20 protein-coding genes are annotated in these 24846 nt (G+C 43.5%); 2 read left to right on the forward strand and 18 right to left on the reverse strand.

Features of this window, described 5'->3' with window-relative positions; all coding sequences use genetic code 11:
* Positions 1 to 61: 61 nt before the first annotated feature.
* The 3 genes from folP to rlmE form a co-directional block, all read right to left on the reverse strand.
* Entirely contained in the window at positions 62 to 841 is a 780-nt protein-coding gene (gene folP, locus ACROAE_RS00885) for a dihydropteroate synthase (RefSeq protein WP_432399207.1), read from the reverse strand.
* Between the two features lie 123 nt (positions 842 to 964).
* Entirely contained in the window at positions 965 to 2914 is a 1950-nt protein-coding gene (gene ftsH / locus ACROAE_RS00890; protein ID WP_432399037.1) for an ATP-dependent zinc metalloprotease FtsH, read from the reverse strand.
* A 45-nt stretch (positions 2915 to 2959) separates the two neighbouring features.
* Positions 2960 to 3589, reverse strand: coding sequence for a 23S rRNA (uridine(2552)-2'-O)-methyltransferase RlmE (rlmE, locus tag ACROAE_RS00895; protein WP_432399038.1), 630 nt, complete (start codon positions 3587 to 3589; stop codon positions 2960 to 2962).
* A gap of 90 nt (positions 3590 to 3679) precedes the next feature.
* Between rlmE and yhbY the strand changes: the two genes are divergently transcribed.
* On the forward strand, positions 3680 to 3982 hold the full coding sequence (gene yhbY, locus ACROAE_RS00900) for a ribosome assembly RNA-binding protein YhbY (protein ID WP_160055271.1): 303 nt from the start codon (positions 3680 to 3682) through the stop codon (positions 3980 to 3982).
* Between the two features lie 84 nt (positions 3983 to 4066).
* Here yhbY and secF read toward each other — a convergent pair whose 3' ends face one another.
* The 12 genes from secF to dnaK all read right to left on the reverse strand — a co-directional run bounded on the left by secF (position 4067) and on the right by dnaK (position 20131).
* On the reverse strand, positions 4067 to 5005 hold the full coding sequence (secF, locus tag ACROAE_RS00905; protein ID WP_432399208.1) for a protein translocase subunit SecF: 939 nt from the start codon (positions 5003 to 5005) through the stop codon (positions 4067 to 4069).
* A gap of 33 nt (positions 5006 to 5038) precedes the next feature.
* A complete protein-coding gene (gene secD / locus ACROAE_RS00910) occupies positions 5039 to 6862 on the reverse strand; it encodes a protein translocase subunit SecD (RefSeq protein ID WP_432399039.1) in 1824 nt (607 codons plus the stop codon).
* A 140-nt stretch (positions 6863 to 7002) separates the two neighbouring features.
* The gene (locus ACROAE_RS00915; protein ID WP_432399040.1) at positions 7003 to 7599 is read right to left on the reverse strand and encodes a hypothetical protein; all 597 of its coding nucleotides are present in this window, start codon (positions 7597 to 7599) and stop codon (positions 7003 to 7005) included.
* A 249-nt stretch (positions 7600 to 7848) separates the two neighbouring features.
* A complete protein-coding gene (greA, locus tag ACROAE_RS00920; RefSeq protein ID WP_432399041.1) occupies positions 7849 to 8325 on the reverse strand; it encodes a transcription elongation factor GreA in 477 nt (158 codons plus the stop codon).
* 229 nt (positions 8326 to 8554) lie between these two features.
* Positions 8555 to 11776: a carbamoyl-phosphate synthase large subunit gene (carB, locus tag ACROAE_RS00925; RefSeq protein ID WP_432399042.1), complete on the reverse strand. Its 3222-nt coding sequence runs from the start codon at positions 11774 to 11776 to the stop codon at positions 8555 to 8557.
* Positions 11777 to 11799: 23 nt separating this feature from the next.
* Positions 11800 to 12957, reverse strand: a complete 1158-nt coding sequence (gene carA / locus ACROAE_RS00930; protein ID WP_432399209.1) for a glutamine-hydrolyzing carbamoyl-phosphate synthase small subunit — start codon at positions 12955 to 12957, stop codon at positions 11800 to 11802.
* A 173-nt stretch (positions 12958 to 13130) separates the two neighbouring features.
* A complete protein-coding gene (dapB, locus tag ACROAE_RS00935) occupies positions 13131 to 13943 on the reverse strand; it encodes a 4-hydroxy-tetrahydrodipicolinate reductase (RefSeq protein ID WP_432399043.1) in 813 nt (270 codons plus the stop codon).
* Positions 13944 to 14015: 72 nt separating this feature from the next.
* Entirely contained in the window at positions 14016 to 14633 is a 618-nt protein-coding gene (locus ACROAE_RS00940; protein ID WP_432399045.1) for an FKBP-type peptidyl-prolyl cis-trans isomerase, read from the reverse strand.
* Positions 14634 to 14714: 81 nt separating this feature from the next.
* The gene (locus tag ACROAE_RS00945; protein ID WP_432399046.1) at positions 14715 to 15521 is read right to left on the reverse strand and encodes a M48 family metallopeptidase; all 807 of its coding nucleotides are present in this window, start codon (positions 15519 to 15521) and stop codon (positions 14715 to 14717) included.
* 104 nt (positions 15522 to 15625) lie between these two features.
* Positions 15626 to 16858 (reverse strand): DEAD/DEAH box helicase, encoded by a 1233-nt coding sequence (locus tag ACROAE_RS00950; protein WP_432399047.1) that lies wholly within the window; start codon positions 16856 to 16858, stop codon positions 15626 to 15628.
* Between the two features lie 108 nt (positions 16859 to 16966).
* Positions 16967 to 18097, reverse strand: a complete 1131-nt coding sequence (gene dnaJ / locus ACROAE_RS00955) for a molecular chaperone DnaJ (RefSeq protein WP_160055296.1) — start codon at positions 18095 to 18097, stop codon at positions 16967 to 16969.
* A 111-nt stretch (positions 18098 to 18208) separates the two neighbouring features.
* Positions 18209 to 20131: a molecular chaperone DnaK gene (dnaK, locus tag ACROAE_RS00960; protein ID WP_432399048.1), complete on the reverse strand. Its 1923-nt coding sequence runs from the start codon at positions 20129 to 20131 to the stop codon at positions 18209 to 18211.
* A gap of 395 nt (positions 20132 to 20526) precedes the next feature.
* On the opposite strand from dnaK, the gene ACROAE_RS00965 reads away from it, so the two are divergent.
* The gene (locus ACROAE_RS00965; RefSeq protein ID WP_432399049.1) at positions 20527 to 20862 is read left to right on the forward strand and encodes a hypothetical protein; all 336 of its coding nucleotides are present in this window, start codon (positions 20527 to 20529) and stop codon (positions 20860 to 20862) included.
* A 67-nt stretch (positions 20863 to 20929) separates the two neighbouring features.
* Here the strand turns inward: ACROAE_RS00965 and ACROAE_RS00970 are convergent, their stop codons facing one another.
* From ACROAE_RS00970 to ACROAE_RS00980, 3 genes are all read right to left on the reverse strand, one after another.
* The gene (locus tag ACROAE_RS00970; protein ID WP_432399050.1) at positions 20930 to 22204 is read right to left on the reverse strand and encodes a glutamate-5-semialdehyde dehydrogenase; all 1275 of its coding nucleotides are present in this window, start codon (positions 22202 to 22204) and stop codon (positions 20930 to 20932) included.
* A gap of 10 nt (positions 22205 to 22214) precedes the next feature.
* Positions 22215 to 23324, reverse strand: coding sequence for a glutamate 5-kinase (gene proB / locus ACROAE_RS00975; RefSeq protein WP_432399051.1), 1110 nt, complete (start codon positions 23322 to 23324; stop codon positions 22215 to 22217).
* Positions 23325 to 23504: 180 nt separating this feature from the next.
* Positions 23505 to 24794, reverse strand: a complete 1290-nt coding sequence (locus tag ACROAE_RS00980; RefSeq protein WP_432399052.1) for an NCS2 family permease — start codon at positions 24792 to 24794, stop codon at positions 23505 to 23507.
* Positions 24795 to 24846: the final 52 nt, after the last annotated feature.

Raw genomic sequence — 24846 nt, forward strand, 5'->3', positions numbered from 1 at the left:
TGCGATTACGGATTGCCATATACATATACATATACATATACATATACAACAACCGAGATAATTATAACTGTTCCATGGTGGCTGACATTACCTTTAGTACATCAACTGTTTCAGCTACGTCATGAACACGAATAATCTGCGCGCCTTGTTGCGCCGCAATTAATGCCCCCGCTAAACTGCCGGCAAGACGTTGGTCAGTATCACGACCTAATAAGTTGCCAATCATGCTTTTACGAGATAAGCCGACTAATACCGGCAAATGAAACTCATGTAGCTTAGGTAACATAGCTAATAGACGGTAATTATGCGCTAAAGTTTTACCAAAGCCAAAACCGGGATCAAGAATTAATCGTTCGCGCTCAATACCCGCAGCTTCACAATACGCGATACGCAATTCGAAAAATGCAGCAACTTCATCTACTACATCATCGTAAGCTGGAGCATCTTGCATAGTTTGAGGTTCGCCTTGCATGTGCATTAAGCAAATAGGCACATCAAGCGACGCTGCCATGGCTAGCGCACCAGGTAATTGTAATGCACGTACATCATTGATTAAATTAGCGCCCGCATCGACTGCGGCCTCCATCACTTCAGGCTTACTGGTGTCGATTGAAATCCACACATTATGGGTTTTAGCAATATATTCAATAATAGGAATAACTCGAGCCAACTCCTGCTCAATGGATACCTCTGTAGCGCCAGGTCTTGTTGACTCACCGCCGACATCGATCATTAATGCACCTTGCTCAACCATGTCATCAACATGACGGCACGCCAGCTCAAAATCACTATATGCGCCGCCATCAGAAAAAGAATCAGGGGTGACATTAACAATCCCCATCACGATTGGTGCTGTTAAATCGAGGGTTTTACTGGCATGAGTTAATTGAAACACAGGTAATGTCCTAACGTAGATTAAAAACAAGAAAACCCCTTTCGGGGTTTTCTTTATTGATTTGATTATTTATTTAGCAGGTGATTCATCTGCGTCACTAATATCAGTTTTAGGTTTCTCTTCAGACTTCTCATCTTCAACTTTAGGCGCGCTGTTTCCGCCATCTTTGTCATCAGACGATTCATCTTTTTGCCATTCGGCAGGCATTCGTACTTCACGGCGATGCATTAAATCATCAATTTGCAACGAATCAATTGTTTCGTATTTCATCAAAGCATCTTTCATCGCATGTAAAATATCCATATTTTCAGTCAACATGGTTTGCGCACGTTGATAGTTTTTATCGATAAACATTTTGATTTCAGAGTCAATTAATGACGCAGTATCACCTGACATCGCTTTAGATTTACCCATACTGCGGCCTAAGAAAACTTCGTTTTCTTCTTCTGCATACAGTAAAGGCCCCAACTTGTCAGAGAACCCCCATTGGGTAACCATGTTACGTGCAATTGATGTGGCGTACTTAATGTCTTGCGATGCACCTGTAGAGACTTTTTCACTACCGTAAATAAGTTCTTCAGCTAAACGTCCGCCGTAGGCTACAGAAATCTGCGATTCAAGCTTGCGACGGCTTTGGCTAACAGCATCGGCTTCTGGTAAGAAGAAGGTGACACCCAGAGCTCGTCCACGAGGAATGATGGTCACTTTATGCACAGGATCGTGCTCTGGCACTAAGCAACCTACAATCGCATGGCCAGCTTCATGATAAGCGGTCATCTCTTTGTCTTCTTCAGACATCACCATAGAACGGCGCTCTGCACCCATCATAATCTTGTCTTTGGCGCGTTCAAACTCTTCCATACCAACAACGCGGCGATTACCACGAGCAGCAAACAAGGCCGCTTCATTGACTAGGTTAGCTAAATCAGCACCAGAGAAACCAGGCGTACCACGAGCGATAACGCTTGCTTTAACATCGTCAGACAAAGGCACTTTGCGCATGTGCACTTTAAGGATTTGTTCACGACCACGTACATCGGGCAAGCCAACAACAACTTGGCGATCAAATCGACCTGGGCGAAGTAGCGCAGAGTCGAGTACGTCTGGACGGTTAGTTGCCGCAATGACAATCACGCCTTCATTACCTTCAAAGCCATCCATCTCAACCAGCAACTGGTTCAATGTTTGCTCACGTTCATCATGACCACCACCCACGCCTGCGCCACGCTGGCGACCTACAGCATCGATTTCATCGATAAAGATAATACATGGAGCTGACTTTTTGGCTTGTTCGAACATGTCACGCACACGAGATGCACCAACACCCACAAACATTTCCACAAAATCAGAACCTGAAATGGTAAAGAATGGCACTTTGGATTCACCCGCAATAGCCTTAGCTAGTAACGTTTTACCGGTACCAGGCTGTCCAACCATTAATACACCAGTAGGAATACGGCCGCCTAATTTTTGGAACTTAGTCGGGTCACGTAAATAATCAACTAGCTCTTTCACTTCTTCTTTTGCTTCATCACAACCGGCAACATCAGCAAAAGTCGTTTTGATTTGGTCTTCGCTCATCAGTTTGGCTTTACTTTTACCAAATGACATTGCGCCCTTACCGCCACCACCTTGCATTTGTCGCATGAAGAAAATCCATACTCCAATCAGCAGTAACATTGGGAACCATGAAATAAAGATTTGAGTTAAGAAACCAGATTCTTCAGCTTCCTGGCCTTTATAGTCAATACCTTTAGCTTGAAGATCATTGATCAAATCTTGATCATACATAGGCATAATAGTGGTGAACTTTTCGCCGGTACGTTTAGTCCCTTCAATCGTTCTTTGGTCGCTTTTAATTTCGACCGTGTTGATTTGACCATTTCGGACGTTGTCCAAAAAGGCGGAGTAATCCATCTTCTGCGAATTCGAAGAAGAGGGGGAATAACCCTGAAACACTGACATCAGCACAACAGCGATGACAACCCAGAGTATTAAATTTTTTGCCATGTCACTCAAATTACTAGACCTCTTAACAGTCCTGCGATTATTAACGTTAGACTACTACAACTTGTAACCAGTCGCCACTAGATAGACTTCTCGAGAGCGCGCTCTAGAGGAGTCTGGTTTTCGGGTTTTTACTACTTTGAATGCCTCTTTAACTGTTTTCATGTACTCGTCAAAGCCCTCCCCCTGAAAGACCTTAACAGCAAAACAGCCATTAGGCGCCAACACTTGATGACACATATCTAGCGCTAATTCCACTAAATACATTGCTCTAGGTTGATCTACAACATCCGAACCACTCATGTTCGGTGCCATATCTGATAGTACCACATCCACTTTATCTTGCCCTACTCGGTCAAGCAATGCCTGTAATACTTTGTCTTCTCTAAAATCACCTTGAAGAAAATCTACGCCAACAATAGGGTCCATCGGTAAAATGTCACACGCGATGACTTTACCATTGTCCCCCACTAGTTTAACTGCAACTTGTGACCATCCGCCGGGGGCGGCCCCTAAATCTACCACTGTCATGCCAGATCTAATCAAGCTGTCTTTTTGCTGGATTTCTTCTAACTTAAATGCAGCACGTGAGCGTAAGCCTCTTTTTTGCGCTAATTTCACATAGTGATCGTGAAAGTGTTCTTGCATCCAGCGAGTCGAACTCGCTGTACGTTTTTTGGTTACCATTTAAATTCCGCAACGATTCAGAGTTACATAAGCCTTATATAAGGGTAGAATACCGGTTTTTCAACAGTAACTCAGAAAAAGTTGGTACAAATGAACTTAACAACCAAACAAAAACAGCATTTAAAAGGTCTGGCGCACAGTCTAAAGCCAGTGGTGCTGCTTGGTGGCAACGGACTAACTGAAGGTGTTCTGGCTGAAATTGATAGCGCTCTTACACATCATGAATTGATTAAAGTGAAAGTAGCCTCTGCAGACAGAGAGCTAAAAAATGCCATCGTTGACGCCATTATACGTGAAACCCAGTCTGCGAAAGTGCAACTTATCGGTCATGTATTAGTTATCTTCCGTCATTCACCAGAAATGAAGATAGCTTTGCCAAAAGCAAAAAAATAGTAAACCATTCGTTGTGAAAAAGCCGCTGATTTCAGCGGCTTTTTTATTACACATTTTTATGAAACATTTTTAATCAATTTATGTTTACGGTGTATCAGGTAACGGCACTATCAGATAATGCTCGGTTTTAAGCCCTAAAAACTCTGGTAAGGTTGCGCCAACAGAAATAGAAGACCATGTGCCGGTTAAAATACCAATAAACATTGCGATTGAAAAACCTTCAAGCGGCGCGCCGCCCATAATCCACAATGCCACCACCGTGAGTAAAGTCGTACCCGATGTCACCATAGTGCGAGAAAACGTAGACTTAACCGCCAAATTATTAATATCCGTCGTTTTCCATTGTGGTTTTGCCACTAATTGTTCACGCACCCTGTCGGCGATAATGATGGAGTCATTCAGCGAATAGCCTAAAATGGCCAAAATAGCGGCAAGGACCGTTAAATTAAATTCCATTTGGCTTAATGCAAAAAAGGCTAATACAAACACCACATCGTGCACTAACGCAAATAATGCTCCAGACGCTAAGCGCCATTCAAATCGATAACTCAGATACCCCATAATACACAGCATCGCAACCAACAAAGCCAAACCACCTTGTTCAACTAATTCTTGGCCCACTTGTGGACCCACAATGCTACTGTTTAACACTGTCAGATTAGACGCTAAAGGCGCTAAGACTTGCTGCAATTCAGGACGTTGATTTTCATCGGGGATATTTGCATAACGTAATACCCAACGCCCTGGCTCACTAGCAGAAATCACGCTCACATCTTGTTGGTAAGCCGCAGTCATTAACGGTTGAATTTCGCTAGCAGTAATGCGTTGATCGATTTGGATTTCGGTAACAACGCCACCAGTAAAATCTAATCCCCAATTAAAGCCTTTTACCCCAATAACGCTTAAAGATAACAACATCAGCACTACCGATATTAGGCTAGATGCATATCGCCATTTGGTTAAATAGCTCAAAGATTGTGATAAATTATTCACCTGAGTTGAGTTTATTTGCGTAGAGTTCATTTGTGTTGAGTTCACTTCTTTTGAATTCATGGGTTACACCTTAATCGCGCGACGAGTGTCACGGCCATACACTAAATTAATGATTGCTCGAGAAGCAAAAATGCCAGTAAACATGCTAGTTAACAAACCCAGCCCCAGCGTTAATGCGAACCCTTGAATAGGCCCATTCCCAATTGAAAACAACACAACCGCAGTAATCATAGTGGTAAAGTTAGCGTCAATAATGGTTGAAAAGGCACTGTCAAAACCGACATCAATTGCACTAGCAAAACTTCGACCTTCTGCTAACTTATCTTTAATACGTTCAAAAATAAGTACGTTGGTATCAACGGCCATGCCGACAGTAAGCACTAACCCCGCAATGCCCGGCAACGTCAGTACAGCGCCAGGAATCAGTGCCAACAAGCCAAACAACATCACCATGTTGGCAATCAATGCTACGTTAGCAACCCAACCTAAACGCCGATACCAACATGCCATAAATAACAACGTTACCGCCAAACCCAGTGCCAGTGCGGCAAAGCCATTGACAATATTCTCTGCCCCTAAGCTTGGGCCAATAGTGCGCTCTTCTACTATTGTTACTGGCGCCGTCATTGAACCTGCTCGAAGTAATAGCGCTAATTGTTGTGCCTCTTGATGTGTTCCCGCGCCAGTTATCTCAAATTTGCTACCTAGCTGGCTTTGAATAGTCGCAACACTAATGATTTTAGTGGTTTGTTGTGCTTGGCCCTTATCATTACGGCTATATTCGCTATACGCTGTCGCCATTGGTTTACCAATGTTGTCGCGTGAAAAATCAGACATTAACTTACCACCGGCAGAATCTAAGCTGATATTCACTTTTGACATGCCAAAGTCGCCAACCGCAGCTCTAGCATCAACAATGTGATCGCCGCCTAACACAGGTTTTCTGGCAACATAAATCGGTTTGCCACTTTCATCTTTAAGCACAATGGCATTGACCGATCCGGTCTCAGCAACGGGGTAAAATGCTAGGCTCGCAGTAGCACCAATCACATTTTTAGCCGTTGCAGGGTCTTGCACTCCAGGTAACTCGATGCGAATACGATTTTCACCTTGGCGTTGCACCAATGCCTCTGTAATACCGAGCTCTTCAATCCGGCTGCGCATAATTTGTAAGTTTTGTTGCACGGTAAGATTCGTTAGCTTTAATTGCTCGCTTTCACTTAACGAAACAACAAGTGTGTCTTGGTGTCCAGTAACTTGCCATAATGGGTATTGCTGGTTAATAAATTGTCTAACTTGCCCTCTCGCTTCTTGCTGTGATGTGTCAATGGTGATTTCAGCACCGTCACCTTGACGAATCAACACACCGCCAATACGTTGCTCTCGCACAAATTGCTTTACCGAATCACTCACCATAATGGCTTGATTTTTAAATACTAACTCTAGGTCAACATCAAGTAAAAACTGCACTCCTCCACGTAAGTCCAGCCCTAATTTGATGGGTTCAAAACCCATGTTCAACAACCAATCAGGGGCTGCTGGCGCTAAAGCTAACGTGACTTGCGCACGGTCGGCAAATGATTCTGATAAGATGTTTTTAGCTTGAGTTTGCTGATCAGCTTGTTGCAACACAACCAACACATTTTGCTGCTGTTGATCAATTCGCTTACTGCTAATTCCTGCGCGGTTTAATACCTTATAAACCTGTTCAGACGAAATTGTATTAGGGGATTTGGTCGATAACTGCACCGCCGCATCTTCGCCATACCAAGATGGCAAAGCACTTAAAAACAGTATGATTAACGTCACAATGAGCACCCAGTATTTCCACTGAGCGTATTTGTTGAGTTGCTTATTTAACGGTTTATTGTTGTCTATTGATGTCATAACACTTGCTCTCACTACACCGCGGCCAAAATGGCCACGATAAAAATGCATAGCGAACGATACAATGCCTAAAGCAGTGACCGGTTCACAATGAAATCCATTAGCTTAGCTAATAGAGTCGGTAGTCAAAGAAATGTTAGCTAACAGGTTTGAGCGTTTACGAAGAGTAAGTTTGATTCTTTCCAGGCGGAAATACGAGAAGGGCCAGATGCTGATGATAATACCCAGTCTAATTGCGGACTAAAGTTAACTTGATAGCCAATTTCCAGGCTCGGGATCGGCGGGGAAACAAACTCATAAGCGAGTAAATAATTAGGATTTACTTCATCAGGTTGATGTTGAGCAAGGTTAATGTACCGTGCAGAGTATGTCGGCACATAATGGAAGTCATTTGAACTAGGTTGCGGATTGATATCCGTATTGATATGTTCAAAGCCAACATAACCTAATAATGTTGTTTTTACATCGATTAAGCGAGGATTATTCATTACGCTTGCACTGATATCTGCGCTAAAACTGTCAATAACGTTTACTTGATTTACAGACGCAGCGGACAAATCGCAATTCGCCAAATGCTGTGATGGTGTGACCACACAATCACTCAATGAAATGCTATTAAATTGTGGCGCACTAAGTTGAGCCGTCGACATTATTAAGACACGGCTATTGATAAGGAAGAGTGAACCCAACCCCACAATAAGCAACATCAATAATATTCGAGCCCAAGGAAACGTCATTAATACCTTAACGCATTAGTGTCTATGTACATTTTCAGTCAGCTGGCTGTTGTGTTAAGCCGATAGCACACTAAAAATGTAACGATAATGTAAAGAGTGTTGATAGTAGCGATACCCTCATTAATGCGCAAATGAATTCTTATACATGTAGCAATAAAAAAACACTTACTGTGAGCAGTAAGTGTTTTTAATTAATAACATAAGGTACAAAGTGTTCGAATTTGCTTTAAAGACTAATCCCAGTGCAAATTAGATATACTTCACCGACAGGATTTCGTAATCAGTCAAACCGCCAGGTGTGGTGATAGACACTTCATCGCCTTCACTTTTACCAATTAACCCGCGGGCAATAGGAGAGTTAACAGAAATCAAATTCTGTTTAATATCAGCTTCATCATCACCCACGATACGGTAAGTCACTTCAGCATCAGTATCAATGTTCAAAATAGTGACTGTTGTGCCAAAAATAACTCGGCCAGTATTTTCTAATTTTTGCACATCAATGATCTGAGCGTTAGATAATTTACCTTCAATATCGCGAATACGCGCTTCACAAATACCTTGATCTTCACGTGCTGCATGGTATTCAGCATTTTCTTTTAAATCGCCTAGTTCACGCGCTGACGCAATGGCCTCGGTAATTTTTGGACGACGATCAAATTTTAAAATTTCCAGTTCTTTACGCAATTGATCTGCGCCAACGACTGTCATTGGGACCTTACTCATAATGTCTTTGTCTCCTTTAAAAACAAAAGCATCCCGTGCTGACAAAAAGTCAACACAGTAAAAAATTCTGTTGGAAGTACGTAAGTGATATCGCGTACGTAGCTAGGATGCATCTTTTAGATGGTTGCTGACAGCTTACCTAAGCTTTTATCGACTTGCTAGTCATCCATCATCAAAATATCATAAAAAAGGTCGCCAAATGGCGACCTTATCAATCACACATTATCGTTTAGCCAATAATACGCTTATGAAGCTCTTGGATTGACGTGACTTTAACGCGATCATCTGCCGCATGTGCTAGACATGTTGCAAATGCAGCGTTAAGTGTCGTCGTGTAGTTTACTTTATAGCGTAATGCACCACGACGAATTTGACGAGAATCTTCAATGGCTTGACGGCCTTCTGTGGTGTTTACAATATAAGTGTACTCACCATTTTTAATGCGGTCCAAAATGTGCGGACGACCTTCATGCACCTTGTTCACTAAGCGAGGATTAATGCCCGCTTCGCCCAAGATAATAGCAGTGCCGTGAGTCGCATCAATTTCGTAGCCTAACTCAATAAGCTTGGCAGCTAAGTCTGATACTCGCTTTTTATCACTGTTGCGCACAGACAATAACGCGCGGCCAGATTTAGGCACTTCAGATGTCGCACCAAGCTGAGCTTTTGCATACGCTTCAGCAAACGTATCACCGACTCCCATGACTTCACCAGTAGAGCGCATTTCAGGCCCTAATAGTGGGTCAACCCCTGGGAATTTATTAAACGGTAATACCACTTCTTTTACCGAATAAAATGGCGGAATAACTTCTTTGGTAAAATTCTGCGATATCAAGCTTTGACCTGCCATAACACGCGCGGCAATCTTGGCTAATGGTACACCAGTGGCTTTTGACACAAATGGCACTGTACGAGCGGCGCGCGGGTTAACTTCAATCATATAGATTTCGTTATCTTTAACCGCAAACTGCACGTTCATTAAGCCAATAACGCCGAGCTCGAAAGCAAGCTTTGTCACTTGATCACGCATTCTGGCCTGAATGTCTGCACTGAGTGTATACGGAGGCAATGAACAACCAGAGTCACCAGAGTGAACGCCAGCTTGCTCAATGTGTTCCATTATCGCGCCAACGACCACAGTTTCACCATCACATACGGCATCAATATCAACTTCAATCGCATCATCTAAAAAGTGATCAAGTAATACTGGCGACGCATTAGACACTTTGACGGCTTCATTAAAGTAACGTAGTAAATCCTGCTGGTCATATACAATTTCCATTGCACGACCGCCCAACACATAAGATGGACGAACCACTAACGGGTAACCAATTTTTTCAGCTTCAATCACAGCACTTTCAACAGTGGTTACTGTCGCATTTTGCGGCTGCTTCATGTTTAAACGTTGAATGGCTTGTTGGAAACGCTCACGGTCTTCTGCACGGTCAATCGCATCAGGGCTAGTACCAATAATCGGTACACCTGCGGCTTCTAATTCGCGTGCAAGCTTAAGCGGTGTTTGGCCACCGTATTGAACGATAACGCCTTTTGGCTTCTCGATACGAACGATTTCTAGCACATCTTCTAGGGTTACTGGCTCAAAGTACAAACGATCTGATGTGTCATAGTCGGTTGATACTGTTTCAGGATTACAGTTAACCATAATGGTTTCGTAACCGTCTTCACGCAATGCTAATGCCGCGTGAACACAACAGTAATCAAACTCAATGCCTTGACCAATACGGTTAGGGCCGCCACCCAAAATCATGATTTTGTCACGATTTGATGGGTTAGCTTCACATTCGTCTTCATAAGTTGAGTACATGTAAGCGGTGTCAGTTGAAAACTCAGCAGCACAAGTATCAACACGTTTGTAAACGGGATGAATATCATGGCGTTGACGTAGTTTACGCACTTCGCTCTCATTTACGCCCAACACATCAGCTAAGCGTGAATCAGCAAAACCTTTGCGCTTAAGTTTACGTAACACATCTTGGTTTAAACCTGACATGCCAATTTCAGCCACGTTGGCCTCTTCAGCAATCAAATCTTCAATTTGAATCAAGAACCAGTGATCAATATTGGTCAATTTGAAGATTTCATCGCGCGATAAACCAGCGCGGAATGCATCTGCGATATACCAAATACGGTCACAGCCAGGCTCTTTTAATTCATGACGAATTTTTTGCATTGCATCTGGAGAAGTCACATCGATGATTGAGTCAAAACCGTTACGGCCAACTTCTAAACCACGCAATGCTTTTTGCAATGACTCTTGGAAAGTACGACCTATGGCCATCACTTCACCCACTGATTTCATTTGGGTTGTTAAACGGTCATTAGCACCGGCAAACTTCTCAAAGTTAAAACGTGGAATTTTAGTCACTACGTAATCGATTGCTGGCTCAAACGATGCAGGTGTTTTACCACCGGTAATGTCGTTGCTGAGTTCATCTAATGTGAAACCAACTGCAAGCTTGGCGGCAATTTTTGCAATCGGGAAACCAGTGGCTTTAGAGGCAAGTGCAGATGAGCGCGATACACGCGGGTTCATCTCAATAATCACCATACGACCAGTGTTTGGACAAATACCAAATTGGACGTTAGAACCACCCGTTTCAACACCAATTTCACGCAGTACTGCTAAAGAAGCATTACGCATTAATTGATATTCTTTATCTGTTAACGTCTGTGCTGGGGCAACAGTGATTGAGTCCCCGGTATGGACGCCCATTGGGTCAAAGTTTTCAATGGCACATACGATAATACAGTTATCGTTGCGGTCACGAACCACTTCCATTTCGTATTCTTTCCAACCAATGAGTGATTCATCAATCAATAACTCGTTAGTTGGCGACAAATCCAAGCCTTGAGAACAAATCTCTTCAAACTCTTCTTTGTTGTAGGCAATACCACCGCCGCTGCCACCCATGGTGAAAGATGGGCGAATAATACAGGGGAAACCCACCATATCTAACACGCCGTATGCTTCATCCATGTTATGAGCAATACCGGCACGCGGGCAGTCTAAACCAATGGATTTCATCGCTTTGTCGAAACGGCTACGGTCTTCAGCTTTATCAATCGCATCAGCCGTTGCACCAATCATTTCAACGTTGAATTCTTTTAGTACGCCTTTAGCTTCTAATTGAAGTGCGCAGTTCAATGCGGTTTGACCACCCATTGTGGGCAAAATCGCATCAGGACGTTCTTTAGCAATAATATTGCGAACCACTTCCCAATGAATTGGTTCGATATAAGTTGCATCGGCCATTTCTGGGTCGGTCATAATGGTTGCTGGATTTGAGTTTACCAGAATGACACGGTAGCCTTCTTCACGAAGGGCTTTACAGGCTTGAGCGCCTGAATAATCGAACTCACACGCCTGACCAATTACAATTGGACCGGCACCTAGGATAAGAATACTTTTTATATCGGTACGTTTTGGCATTGCTTCTGTCTACTCCCAGATAATTACTTAGCGTGCTGACGGTATTGTTCAATAAGCTCGATGAAATGATCGAACAGTGGCGCGGCATCATTTGGGCCAGGGCTTGCTTCAGGGTGACCCTGGAAGCTAAACGCAGGCTTATCTGTTAAATGAATACCTTGAAGTGAACCATCAAATAACGATTTGTGAGTGACCTTAATGTTGGCAGGTAATGTGGTTTCATCTGCAGCAAAACCATGGTTTTGACTGGTGATCATCACGTTGCCCTTTTCAATGTTGCTCACTGGATGGTTTGCACCATGGTGACCAAATTTCATTTTTAAGGTTTTCGCACCTGAAGCTAACGCTAATAATTGGTGACCTAAACAGATACCAAAAACGGGTACCTCAGTTTTTAGGATTTCTTGAATCGCAGTGATGGCATAATCACATGGTTCAGGATCGCCTGGACCATTTGATAAAAAGACCCCATCAGGGTTCATTGCAAGTACGTCTGCGGCAGAAGTTTTCGCCGGAACAACGGTCACATCGCAACCACGGTCAACCAGCATGCGCAAAATATTACGTTTTACGCCATAGTCATAAGCCACAACTTTATATTTAAGTTCAGACGCTGGCGTATCAGACGGTAAACCACCGACTAATTTCCAGCTACCGTTACGCCATTGATAGGCTTTGTCGGTAGTCACTTCTTTTGCTAAGTCCATGCCCTTTAGGCCTGGGAAGGCTTTAGCGGCCGCCAATGCTTTCGCTTCATCTAGGTCACCCACCATAATACAACCGGCTTGAGCACCTTTTTCACGCAAAATTCGAGTTAGTTTGCGAGTATCTATATCGGCAATACCAACAACATTATTCGCTTTTAAATAATCGCTTAATGATTGTGTATTGCGGAAATTACTCGCCATAAGCGGTAAGTCACGAATGATTAAGCCACATGCATGAACCGAATCTGATTCTGTGTCTTCTTCATTGGTACCAGTGTTACCGATGTGAGGATAGGTTAATGTTACTATTTGGCGTGAATATGAAGGATCCGTAAGAATCTCTTGATAACCTGTCATTGAAGTATTAAATACCACTTCACCAACAGACATACCGGTAGCACCAATTGATGTGCCAGAGAATACGGTTCCGTCTTCGAGTACGAGTAAGGCAGACTGTGTCAACGCGACCTCCAGAAAAGAGCCAAGCCACTGAAATTAAGTGTTTTTGTTTTTAACTAAAATACCAATTTTCGTTAAATTACGAAATTTTGACAAATTCTAGCGATTGTATAAGAAATTAGCATTTACGTCTATATTTTGTCGGATTGTTTTCAAAAAAAAACACCAGCAATAGGTGTTTTTTAAGGTTAATGCAATCCAAGAACTTGCTGCATGTCGTAAAGACCAGCATCTTGATCTGAGAGCCAAAAAGCCGCTCTCATCGCCCCATTAGCAAAAGTCATCCGACTCGATGCTTTATGGGTTATTTCTAGCCGTTCGCCTATGTCTGCGAAGATTGCGGTATGTTCACCCACAATATCACCAGCACGAACAGTCGCAAAACCTATGGTATTACGGTCACGTTCACCGGTAATACCTTCACGGCCATAAACAGCACATTCTTCTAAATCTCGGCCTAATACTTCAGCAATGACCTCGCCCATTTTTAATGCTGTACCTGACGGTGCATCTTTTTTATGACGATGATGCGCTTCGATTATTTCGATATCCGTATAATCACCCATCACTTGTGTAGCCAGTGCGAGCAACTTCCACATCACGTTTACGCCGACCGACATATTCGGTGCAAGTACCACTGGCACTTGTTCAGAATAAGCATTAATTTGCTCTTTTTGAGCATGATTAAAACCGGTAGTACCAATAACAATGGCTTTGCGATTTTTAGCACACCAATCGATATGGACAATAGATGATTCAGGAGAAGTAAAATCAATCAGCACGTCAAAGTCGTTAACAACCAAATCAAGTGAATCAGTGATCGCGACATTCATCGTCCCAACACCAGCCAGTTCACCAGCATCAACACCTAATAAGCTTGAACCCGTGCGATCAATAGCAGCACCAAGCACTATAAGCTCTTGCTGTTTAGCTGATTCAATCAGTGTACGGCCCATACGGCCACTGGCACCCACAACAGCAATTCTCACTTTAGCAGTCATAAACTTCTCCCAGTGTTGAATGAAAAATGGCTTATACAAAAACGCCTAAGTTAACTTAGGCGTTTTAACGTATTAGATAATGTCTAACAACTCAACTTCGAAAACCAAAGCCGAGTAAGGCGGGATTGAAGCACCCGCGCCACGCTCACCGTAAGCCAAGTGATGTGGTACATATAATTTAAGCTTAGTGCCAACAGGCATTAACTGTAGCGCTTCAGTCCAACCGGCAATAACACCCGATACTGGGAACTCAGCAGGTTGACCACGAGTCACTGAACTGTCGAATACGTCACCGTTAAGGAATGTACCGTGGTAATGAGTACGTACAGTTGACTCATAGGTTGGCTTTTCGCCATCACCTTGTACTAATACTTCATATTGAAGACCAGACTCAGTCACGGTTACGCCATCACGCTTTGCGTTTTCAGCTAAAAATGCATCGCCTTCAGCAGTCGCCGCTGCAGAAGCCGCTTCTTGTGCTTCTTGTAAACGACGGCTGATTTCAGTAAAGGCCACTTGTAACTCTTCCATTGTTACTTGGCTTTCTGTACCGGCAAATGCATCAGCAAGACCAGCTTGGACAGCAGGGATATCAATACCTTCAAAAGAGTTTGCTGCTAGTTGCTCGCCCATTTGACGACCTACACCGTAGCTTGCATGCTGTTCCATAGTGCTGAACAAATCTGACATAATAAAGTTTCTCTCAATAATTCATTAAAAATTCGCACAAGAGTTTATCACAATAATCTACTCCCATGTTGGCAAAAAGTGCTATTTAACTTGAGCAATTTTACACTCAGTCAAAGACTGTTTTCTTGCCTGTGTATAAAGTGGCATCACTTGATTTTGAGCCGCTTGTAAGTCTTCAATACGATGGCTGTGAGATGGGTGAGTTGAAAGTAACTCTGGGCCTTGCGCTCCACCCGCCTTGGCCATGTTTTGCCATAAACTAATACTCTGGGCAGGGTTAAAGCCAGCCTTGGCCATTAACTCTAAGCCAACGATATCGGCTTCTGATTCTTGATTACGGCCAAAAGGTAAAATAATACCCACATTTGCCCCTAATCCTAATGCTGCCATATACAAATCTTTATTGGCTACGCCCGACACACCAATAGCAGCGTCGGCCACTTGCATCCCTAAACCTGTTAGTTGTGCCCGTGATACCTGCTCGTTACCATGCTGGGCTAATACGTGCGCAACTTCATGGCCCATAACGGTTGCGAGTTGGTCTTGATTACTCGCCACCTTGAGCAGACCTGTGTACACACCAATATGGCCACCCGGCAAAGCAAATGCATTGACTTGGTCTGATTCAAACAACACCACATCCCATTGTTGAGATTGATCAGGCAGTACCGCAACGATACGTTTTACAACGCAATTAACGTAGTCTGTTTGGGCTTTATTTTGGCTGATTTTCTCGCTTTGTTTCATCGTATCAAACGACTGAGCCCCCATCTGTTGCATTTGAGCATCAGAAAACAGTAATGTCTGTCCACGTCCGGTCGGTGATTGGTTATTCACACACCCCGCCAATAAAACGGATACTAATAAAGTTAGTGCAAGTGGTTTCATGGTATCGTCCTTTAACATGTATTGAGCCAAACTCAATCCGTAATTCAGTTATTTTATACTATTACCAATGGCGATTGCATCACTGCAATAAACGCGTAAACCTACTATCTTGCTGGTTTACGTTTGCTAAAATCACTTTTGCTGTGTTTGTTCGCCGTACGACGATTGGCTTGTTTATCGCGTGGCGCTCGCTTGCTGTTATCACTCACTGGTTTATCTGTCACAATAAAACCGGCAAGTTCATTTAAAGGTAATAATAGGGCTGTTAATGCTCTTATCGCTTCTAGGTAATCCATTTCTGCATGACTCACTAACGATACCGCAACACCACTAAGCCCTGCTCGCGCAGTACGCCCTATACGATGCACGTAAACAGCAGCTTGCGCTGGCAATGTCATATTAATCACGACAGGTAGCGCATCAATATGAATACCACGCGCGAGCACGTCGGTAGCCACTAACACATTAAGTTGCTTATTTTTGAACAAGGCTAATGTTTGGCTACGCTGCGTTTGTTCTTTATCGCCGTGCAGTGCGGCCGCAGTAATTCCGGCCTTGAGTAGTTTTTTACATAAGCCATCGGCTTCATCTTTGGCATTCACAAACACCAAGACTTGTTGCCAATTATTTAGTGTAATTAACTGTATTAACGCTTGGGCTTTACTGCCTTTATTAACGTGATAAACCGTCTGAGCAATATCATCGACTGCACTGTTAAGTACCTGAGCTTCAATACGCACACTCTCTTTTGACAATAATTGCTCGGCTAACTCATTTAATGCAGCAGGCATCGTGGCCGAAAACAATAATCGCTGCCCAGCGGGCATCGCCGTAATGATGGCATTAATGTCATGAATAAAGCCCATGTCCAGTAATCTGTCGGCTTCATCGAGTACCACACTGTGCACTTTGCTACACGGAATAACACCTTGTTGTATTAACGCCAGTAACCGCCCAGGAGTGGCCACAATCACATGAACAGGCGCGCTTAATCGCTCAAGTTGCAACTCAATCGCTTCACCGCCGCACACAACATCAACCTGTAAATTTAATGCGTGAGCTAATGGGGTTAAGTCTTGCATAACTTGTGCAGCAAGCTCTCTGGTTGGAACCACGACCACTGCAGATAAACCTGAAATACCTTGCTGACTAATATGCTGCAAAATAGGTAAACCATATGCATAGGTTTTACCGCTGCCTGTTTGGGCTAAAGCCAACACATCTTGCCCTGCCAATATGGCAGGGATAGCTAATTGTTGAATACGACTTGGTTCAGTAATACTGCTAGGTAAGGCTTTCAATAACGCAGCGCTGAGTGAGAATTGAGAAAATAACATTGATAACGCCTAATAATAACAAACCTAAGAGTACCCATTGTACACGGCAATAAAAAAGGCTGCTTACCAAAGTAAACAGCCTTTAACATGGTCGCTAAGAGTTCGCGATTAACTGTTTAAGTCTTGAAAGAACTTTTTTACGCCATCAAAAAAACCTTCAGCTTTTGGACTGTGTTTTTTTGATTCGCCCGTTAATGTCGCTTCAAACTCACGCAATAACTCTTTTTGTTTTTCATTCAAGTTAACCGGAGTTTCCATCACCACTTTACACAGCAAGTCACCTACTGCGTGGCTGCGGACCGACTTAACGCCTTTACCGCGTAAACGGAACATACGCCCTGTTTGGGTTTCTGTTGGAATTTTAAGGCTCACTTTACCGTCTAGTGTAGGCACTTCAATCTCGCCACCTAACGCCGCTTTACTGAATGAAATGGGCACTTCACAGTATAAGTTGTTGGCATCGCGGGTAAAGATTGCGTGTTCACGCACACTGACCTGAACGTATAAATCGCCCGGTGGTGCGCCAAACTCACCCGCTTCACCTTCGCCGGTCAAACGGATACGGTCACCAGTATCAACCCCTGCAGGGATCTTAACTGACAAGGTTTTGCTCTTTTCAACACGGCCTTCGCCATGACACTTGCCACATGGGTCTTTGATAATTTTACCGCGACCATGACAAGTAGGACAGGCTTGCTGTACCGCAAAAAAGCCCTGGCGCATTTGTACTTGGCCTTGGCCATGACATGTACCACAAGTGGTCGCCGAACTGCCTTTTTTAGCACCGCTGCCATCACACAGATCACACGCGGCCAATGTTGGAATACGTAACTCTTTCGTTAAGCCACGTACGGCTTCTTCTAAAGACAACTCTAAGTTGTAACGTAAATCGCTGCCGCGCGCAGCTTGACGTTGTCCGCCACCACGGCGTCCACCACCAAAGATGTCACCGAATACATCACCAAAGATATCGCCGAAATCACCTTGACCACCGCCGTGTCCACCACGGTTAGGATCAACGCCAGCGTGACCAAATTGGTCATAAGCTGCTTTCTTGTCGCTGTCGGTTAAAATTTCGTACGCTTCTTTAATTTCTTTAAAGCTGGCTTCTGCGGCTTTGTCACCCGGATTACGGTCTGGGTGAAACTTCATCGCTAAGCGCTTGTACGCTTTTTTAATTTCGCGTTCACTGGTGTCACGTCCAACACCGAGAACTTCGTAATAATCACGCTTTGACATAGTGTTCTGTTTCTCGAAGGTGTGAGTAAATTGTTAAATTCAATTTATACAAACGGGCGTGTGAGGATAGCCTCAACGCCCGCTTTAATGGTAACTAACTGAAATTGTTAATTACTTTTTGTCGTCTTTAACTTCTTCGAACTCAGCATCAACAACATCATCAGCAGGTTTTGATTGACCAGCATCTTGTGCTTGGCCATCTGCACCGCCTTGAGCTTGTGCTTTAGCTTGAGCAATTTCCATTAACTTAGCAGATGCTTCGATAAGCGCCTGAGTTGCTGTGTCCATTGCTTCTTTATCTTTGCCTTTGATAGCCGTTTCTAGCTCGGCAATAGCCGCTTCAATCTTTTCTTTTTCGTCGCTGGCTAAATCGTCGCCCGCTTCTTCAACTTGTTTCTTAGTTGCGTGTACTAAGCCATCAGCTTGGTTACGTGCTTTAACTAACTCTTCAAATTTCGCATCTTCGTCAGCGTGAGCTTCAGCGTCACGTACCATTTGTTCTACTTCTTCGTCTGATAGACCAGAGTTAGCTTTAATGGTGATGTTTTGCGCTTTACCGGTTTTCTTATCGGTTGCAGATACTTTTAAGATACCGTCTGCGTCGATGTCGAAAGCCACTTCAATTTGTGGTTGACCACGTGGTGCTGGCTCAATACCGTCTAGGTTAAATTGACCTAGAGATTTGTTGTAGCTAGCTTGCTTACGCTCACCTTGAAGTACATGAATCGTTACTGCATTTTGATTGTCATCAGCGGTAGAGAACGTTTGGCTCGCTTTAGTCGGGATAGTGGTGTTCTTCTCGATAAGCTTAGTCATTACGCTACCCATGGTTTCGATACCAAATGATAACGGTGTAACGTCAAGTAGTAGTACGTCTTTCACTTCACCAGAAAGTACGCCAGCTTGAATGGCTGCGCCTACTGCAACAGCTTCATCTGGGTTAACGTCTTTACGAGGCTCTTTGCCGAAGAAGTTTGTTACCGCCTCTTGTACTTTAGGCATACGAGTCTGGCCACCCACTAAAATCACTTCGTTGATGTCAGTGACTTTTAGATCAGCATCAGCAAGTGCAACTTTTAGTGGCTCTAATGTACGTTGAATTAAATCTTCAACCAATGACTCTAACTTAGCACGAGTAATTTTAACCACTAAGTGCTTAGGACCTGTTGCATCAGCAGTGATGTAAGGCAAGTTAACTTCAGTGTGGTTAGTGCTTGAAAGTTCGATTTTTGCTTTTTCAGCCGCTTCTTTCAAACGTTGCATTGCTAAAGGATCTTTACGAAGATCCAAGCCCTGGTCTTTTTTGAATTCATCAGCTAAATAGTTGATCATACGGTTGTCGAAGTCTTCGCCACCTAAGTGAGTGTCACCATTGGTTGCTAATACTTCAAATGTTTGGTCGCCATCATTGCTGTCGATTTCGATGATAGAGATATCGAATGTACCACCACCTAAATCGTATACAGCAACAATGTTGTCGCCTTGCTTCTTATCGATACCGTATGCTAACGCAGCCGCTGTTGGCTCGTTGATAATACGCTTAACATCAAGACCTGCGATACGGCCAGCATCTTTCGTTGCTTGACGCTGTGAATCGTTAAAGTATGCAGGAACAGTAATTACCGCTTCTGTTACTTCTTCACCTAAAAAGTCTTCTGCCGTCTTTTTCATCTTTTTCAAGATTTCAGCAGATACTTGTGGTGGAGCCATTTTGTTACCACGAGATTCAACCCATGCATCGCCATTATCTGCTGCGATAATTTTGAATGGCATGATGTTTACATCGCGCTGAACTTCGTCATCTTTAAAACGACGACCGATTAAACGCTTAATAGCAAAGAATGTGTTTGCAGGGTTAGTCACTGCTTGACGCTTTGCTGGTTGGCCAACAATCGTTTCGTCATCGGTATATGCGATGATTGAAGGCGTTGTACGGTCGCCCTCTGCGTTTTCAATTACGCGTGCTTTGCCGCCATCAAGGACAGCCACACAAGAGTTTGTCGTGCCTAAGTCGATACCAATAATTTTGCCCATGGGGTCCTCCAGAATTGACGCTATTACGTCACAAATATGTTATTTGATGTTGATATGGGGATGAACTACGTATTTTTCAACCTTTGGGTTGGTAAATTTGCGGTTCACATTTAGCCACTCATATCAGCCTTGATACCTATATTGGGACAGCAAAATGAATTACAAGGGTATTGATAAAAAATTTATGCCATTTTGCTTATATATCGAGAAATCTATTACCGTAAGCATTATGAGTATCGTATAGCCTCGACTAAAGGCTTTCGGCATCGATTTAGTTTTCACGCAAAATGAATTTTAGGGACTTATACGGCTAAATGTTTGATAAAAAACGGTATCAGAGTTATAACAAGATGTAGGAAAAAAAAAGATCAAGCGCAAGAAGAGGATATGCGGCAATGGGACTGCCAAGATGGAACTTTAGTGACAAGACTGAACGACAAATAAGAATTGTTATCTTAACGATTGTTGGCCTGATCATGGCCTATGAAAAGTGCTATGGCGTTTCTAGCACCCAATACCCTGCAATGTATTTATGTGTATTTGCCCTCATCGCAACTTATATGACCAATAAGGTACAACGCCGCTTTTTTACTTATGTCATGGAGTACGCTCAAGCTTTTCGTATTGTGGCAATGCTAATGACTTGTGCTTTTTTCATCATTTGGTTATTAACGACCTATGAGCGTTTTACCCTCCCAGCCACACCTAGCCACCTTATTTACAACTTATAAGCAGCCTTTTACACCATAAAATATAAGAGCGCTAAACAGCGCCCTTATATTATGGGTTAATTACGTTTTATGGCCTGCTAGTGTAATCGCCCCAGGCCAGCCACTTATAAGTGGTTAATGCATCGAGCGCCATCGGGCCACGAGCATGTAACTTTTGCGTACTCACCGCGACTTCTGCACCTAAACCAAATTGAGAACCATCGGTAAAACGAGTACTTGCATTGACATAGACGGCAGCTGAATCAACTTGATTCATAAAATGCGCTGCGGCATGAATATCGTCAGTTAAAATCGCCTCAGAGTGACCACTCGAATACTGCCTAATGTGCTCAACAGCTGCGTCGATATCGTTCACCACTCTTATGCCTAAGGTTAGCGATAACCACTCAGTTGAAAAAGATTCATCGTGGGCCGGTGTCACATCAAAACCTAAGCCCTCTAAATACGGTAATGCATGAGCACAAGCGTGAAAACGCACGCCTAGCGAATGAAGATGCGATGCAATATTAGGGATAAATTCTGCAGCAATATGTTGATGAACTAATAAGGTATCCAATGCATTACACACGGTAGGACGTTGTACTTTGGCATTGGCGATAACATCAATCGCCCGCACCAAGTCTGCCTGTTTATCGACAAACAAATGACAAATACCAATGCCGCCTAGAATAACCGGGATGCTCGACTGCTCGGCACATAAACGCTGCAAGTTTTGCCCGCCACGAGGAATAATCATGTCGACGTATTTATCTAAGCGCAGTAAACCGCTAACAATGCTTCTGTCGGGCGAGTCAATGAGCTGTACTGCATCTTGAGGTAATTTTTGGTTGACTAACGCAGAGCGGATGACGTCACTTAATACTTTATTTGATGTAAGCGTTTCTTTACCACCGCGTAAAATAACAGCATTACCGGTTTTAAGCGCTAGCACTGCAATGTCGACGGTAACATTTGGCCGAGCTTCGTAAATAACCCCAACCACACCTAATGGCACACTACGACGTGTTAACCGTAAGCCGTTATCAAGCACGCGACTTTCAGCTTCATTTCCAACGGGGTCGGCAAGTGCTATCACGTTATCAATATCAGCAATAATGCCCGCTAAACGGCCTTCATCAAGCATTAACCGGTCGATCATCGCCTCGGTTAAACCATTACGTTTCGCATTGGCAACATCTTGCGCGTTAGCGTGTAATATTTGCTCTTTATGCTCGCCCAACTGATGGGCTATTTCGGTTAACAAAGCCGATTTTTGCTTGGCCGATAATGCCGCTAACGTAAAACTAGCGGTTTTAGCGCGCTGGCCTAGTTGGGTTAAATATTCTGTTTCTGTGGCAGACATATGCTTATCCTTAATTATCGAGTACAACCATATCATTACGATGAATGATGGCATCTCCGTAGTCATAACCTAGCAAAGGCTCAATATCATTTGAGTGCTTGCCACTAATTTTAGTTAAATCGTTAGCACAGTATCGGCTTATTCCTTTGGCCAATACTTTTCCTTTTTGATCAACGATTAACAAGGTTGCTCCACGTTCAAACTTACCTTCTACTGCGATGATCCCTTTGGACAATAAACTACGCCCATTTGCCACAACTGCAACTGAAGCGCCCGCATCAATAATCAACTTACCTTGAGTGGCCGGCCCCGCTAAAATCCACTGTTTACGGCTTTCTAACGGATTTTCGATAGCACTAAAATGCGTACCAACAGATTCACGGGCAGCAACTTTGGCAATCACATCTGGGTGATGACCAGACGCAATCACCACTTCGATACCCGCACGGCGAGCAATATCGGCCGCTTCAAGTTTTGTCGCCATACCGCCAGTGCCTAAACCCGACACTGAGCCGCCAGCTAATAAACGTAAACTGTCATCAATATTGGCCACTTGCTTAATCAATTGTGCATCAGGATTCGTGCGAGGATCGGCATCAAACAAGCCTTTTTGATCGGTCAATAAAATCAGTAAATCAGCATCACATAGCAAAGCCGCACGTGCCGATAAGTTATCGTTATCACCAACTTTAATTTCATTGGTCGCCACGGCATCATTTTCATTAATAATTGGGATGATATTATGAGCTAATAACGCATTTAACGTATCACGCGCATTAAGGTAGCGTTCACGGTCTTGCAGATCGGCACGGGTCAGTAATAATTGCCCCACATGCAAACCGTAAATACTAAACAGTTGTGACCAGGCTAAAATCAACTGACTTTGGCCTACTGCGGCCAGTAATTGCTTATTGGCCATGGTGTCGGGGAATACCGGGTATTGAAGATGTTCACGTCCAGCAGCTATCGCACCAGAAGTACACAATACCACCTCTACGCCTGCACGCATTAACATGGCCATTTGCCTTGCTAATTCCACCATATGCGCCTTATCGAGCTTTTTACTGCCCGATGTCAACACACTTGTACCCAACTTCACCACCACACGCCGATAACCCATGACTTCACTCAGTTAACTAAAAAACTCGAATTATTTTTATACCCAATAAAATGAATAATTCATAGTGAAAGCCGCTAATACAGGGTATTTTTTATTTTTAAGTCATAAAAAAGGGGCCAAAGGCCCCTTAAGTTAATTGTGATGCCTTAAGCTCACAACATAATGCTATTAATGGTGAGATTAGCTATAAGCAAATTTAACCATAAATAATGCCGCAACCACTAAAATGCCAGAGTTCAAATCTTTAAAGCGACCGGTCAACAATTTGATCACCGCGTAAGAGATAAAACCTAAGCCAATGGCATTAGCGATAGAAAATGTTAATGGCATAAGTAGACATGTCACGACAACAGGCGCCGCTTCGGTTAAATCTTCCCACTCAACATTAACTAAGCCTGACATCATTAAAATAGCAACGTAAAACAATGTTCCAGCCGTAGCATAAGCTGGCACCATACCTGCTAAAGGCGAAATAAATAATGCCGCAATAAACAGCAATCCGACAATAACAGCGGTTAAACCGGTACGCCCGCCAGCACTCACGCCTGCAGTACTTTCAATGTAACTGGTGGTGGTTGATGTACCTAATGCAGCACCAGCAATGGTTGCCACACTGTCTGCCGTTAACGCACGTTTAACCCGTGGTAAACGACCTTTTTCATCGAGTAGACCACCACGTTGAGCCACCGCCACTAACGTGCCAGAGGTATCAAATAGGTCGACAAATAAGAAGGCGAAAATAACCGACAACATGCTCACTTCAAGCACGCTAGACAAGTCCATTTTCATAAAAGTCGGCGCAATCGACGGCGGTAATGAAACCAAGCCGTTATATTGCACATCGCCAAACAACAAACCTAATACTGTCACAATTAAAATGCTGAAGATAACCGCCGCTTTTAAGCCGCGTTGTACCATCGCAATAATCAAGAAAAACCCTAATGCCGCCATCATCGCAGGGAATGACGTAATGTCTCCCATTGTCACTAATGTCGCAGGACTGGCAACCACAATACCGGCACTTTTAAGACCAATAAGCGCTAAAAATAACCCAATACCCGCAGCAATACCAAAACGTAATGACATCGGGATACTGTTAACAATCCACTCACGGATTTTCACCAGCGATAGAATTAAAAAACACACGCCAGACATAAACACCGCACCTAATGCAGTTTCCCAGCTATAGCCCATCTCACCGACGACGGTGTAAGTAAAAAAGGCATTCAACCCCATACCAGGCGCCAACGCAATAGGGTAATTGGCTAACAACCCCATCACCAAACAACCCACTGCAGCGGCTAAACAAGTGGCAACAAATACTGCGCCGTGATCCATTCCTGCGTCAGCTAACATCATTGGGTTAACAAAAATAATGTATGCCATGGTTAAAAATGTCGTTAGGCCTGCAATCGCTTCTTGCTTCAGGTTGGTGTTGTGCTCTTTTAATTTAAACAGTTTTTCTAACATGGAACAGGGTTCCTTGGGTAAGGGTTAAAATATAGGTAATTGTTTTAATATC

The sequence above is a fragment of the Shewanella sp. MF05960 genome (assembly GCF_050849305.1).
GTDB lineage: Bacteria > Pseudomonadota > Gammaproteobacteria > Enterobacterales > Shewanellaceae > Shewanella.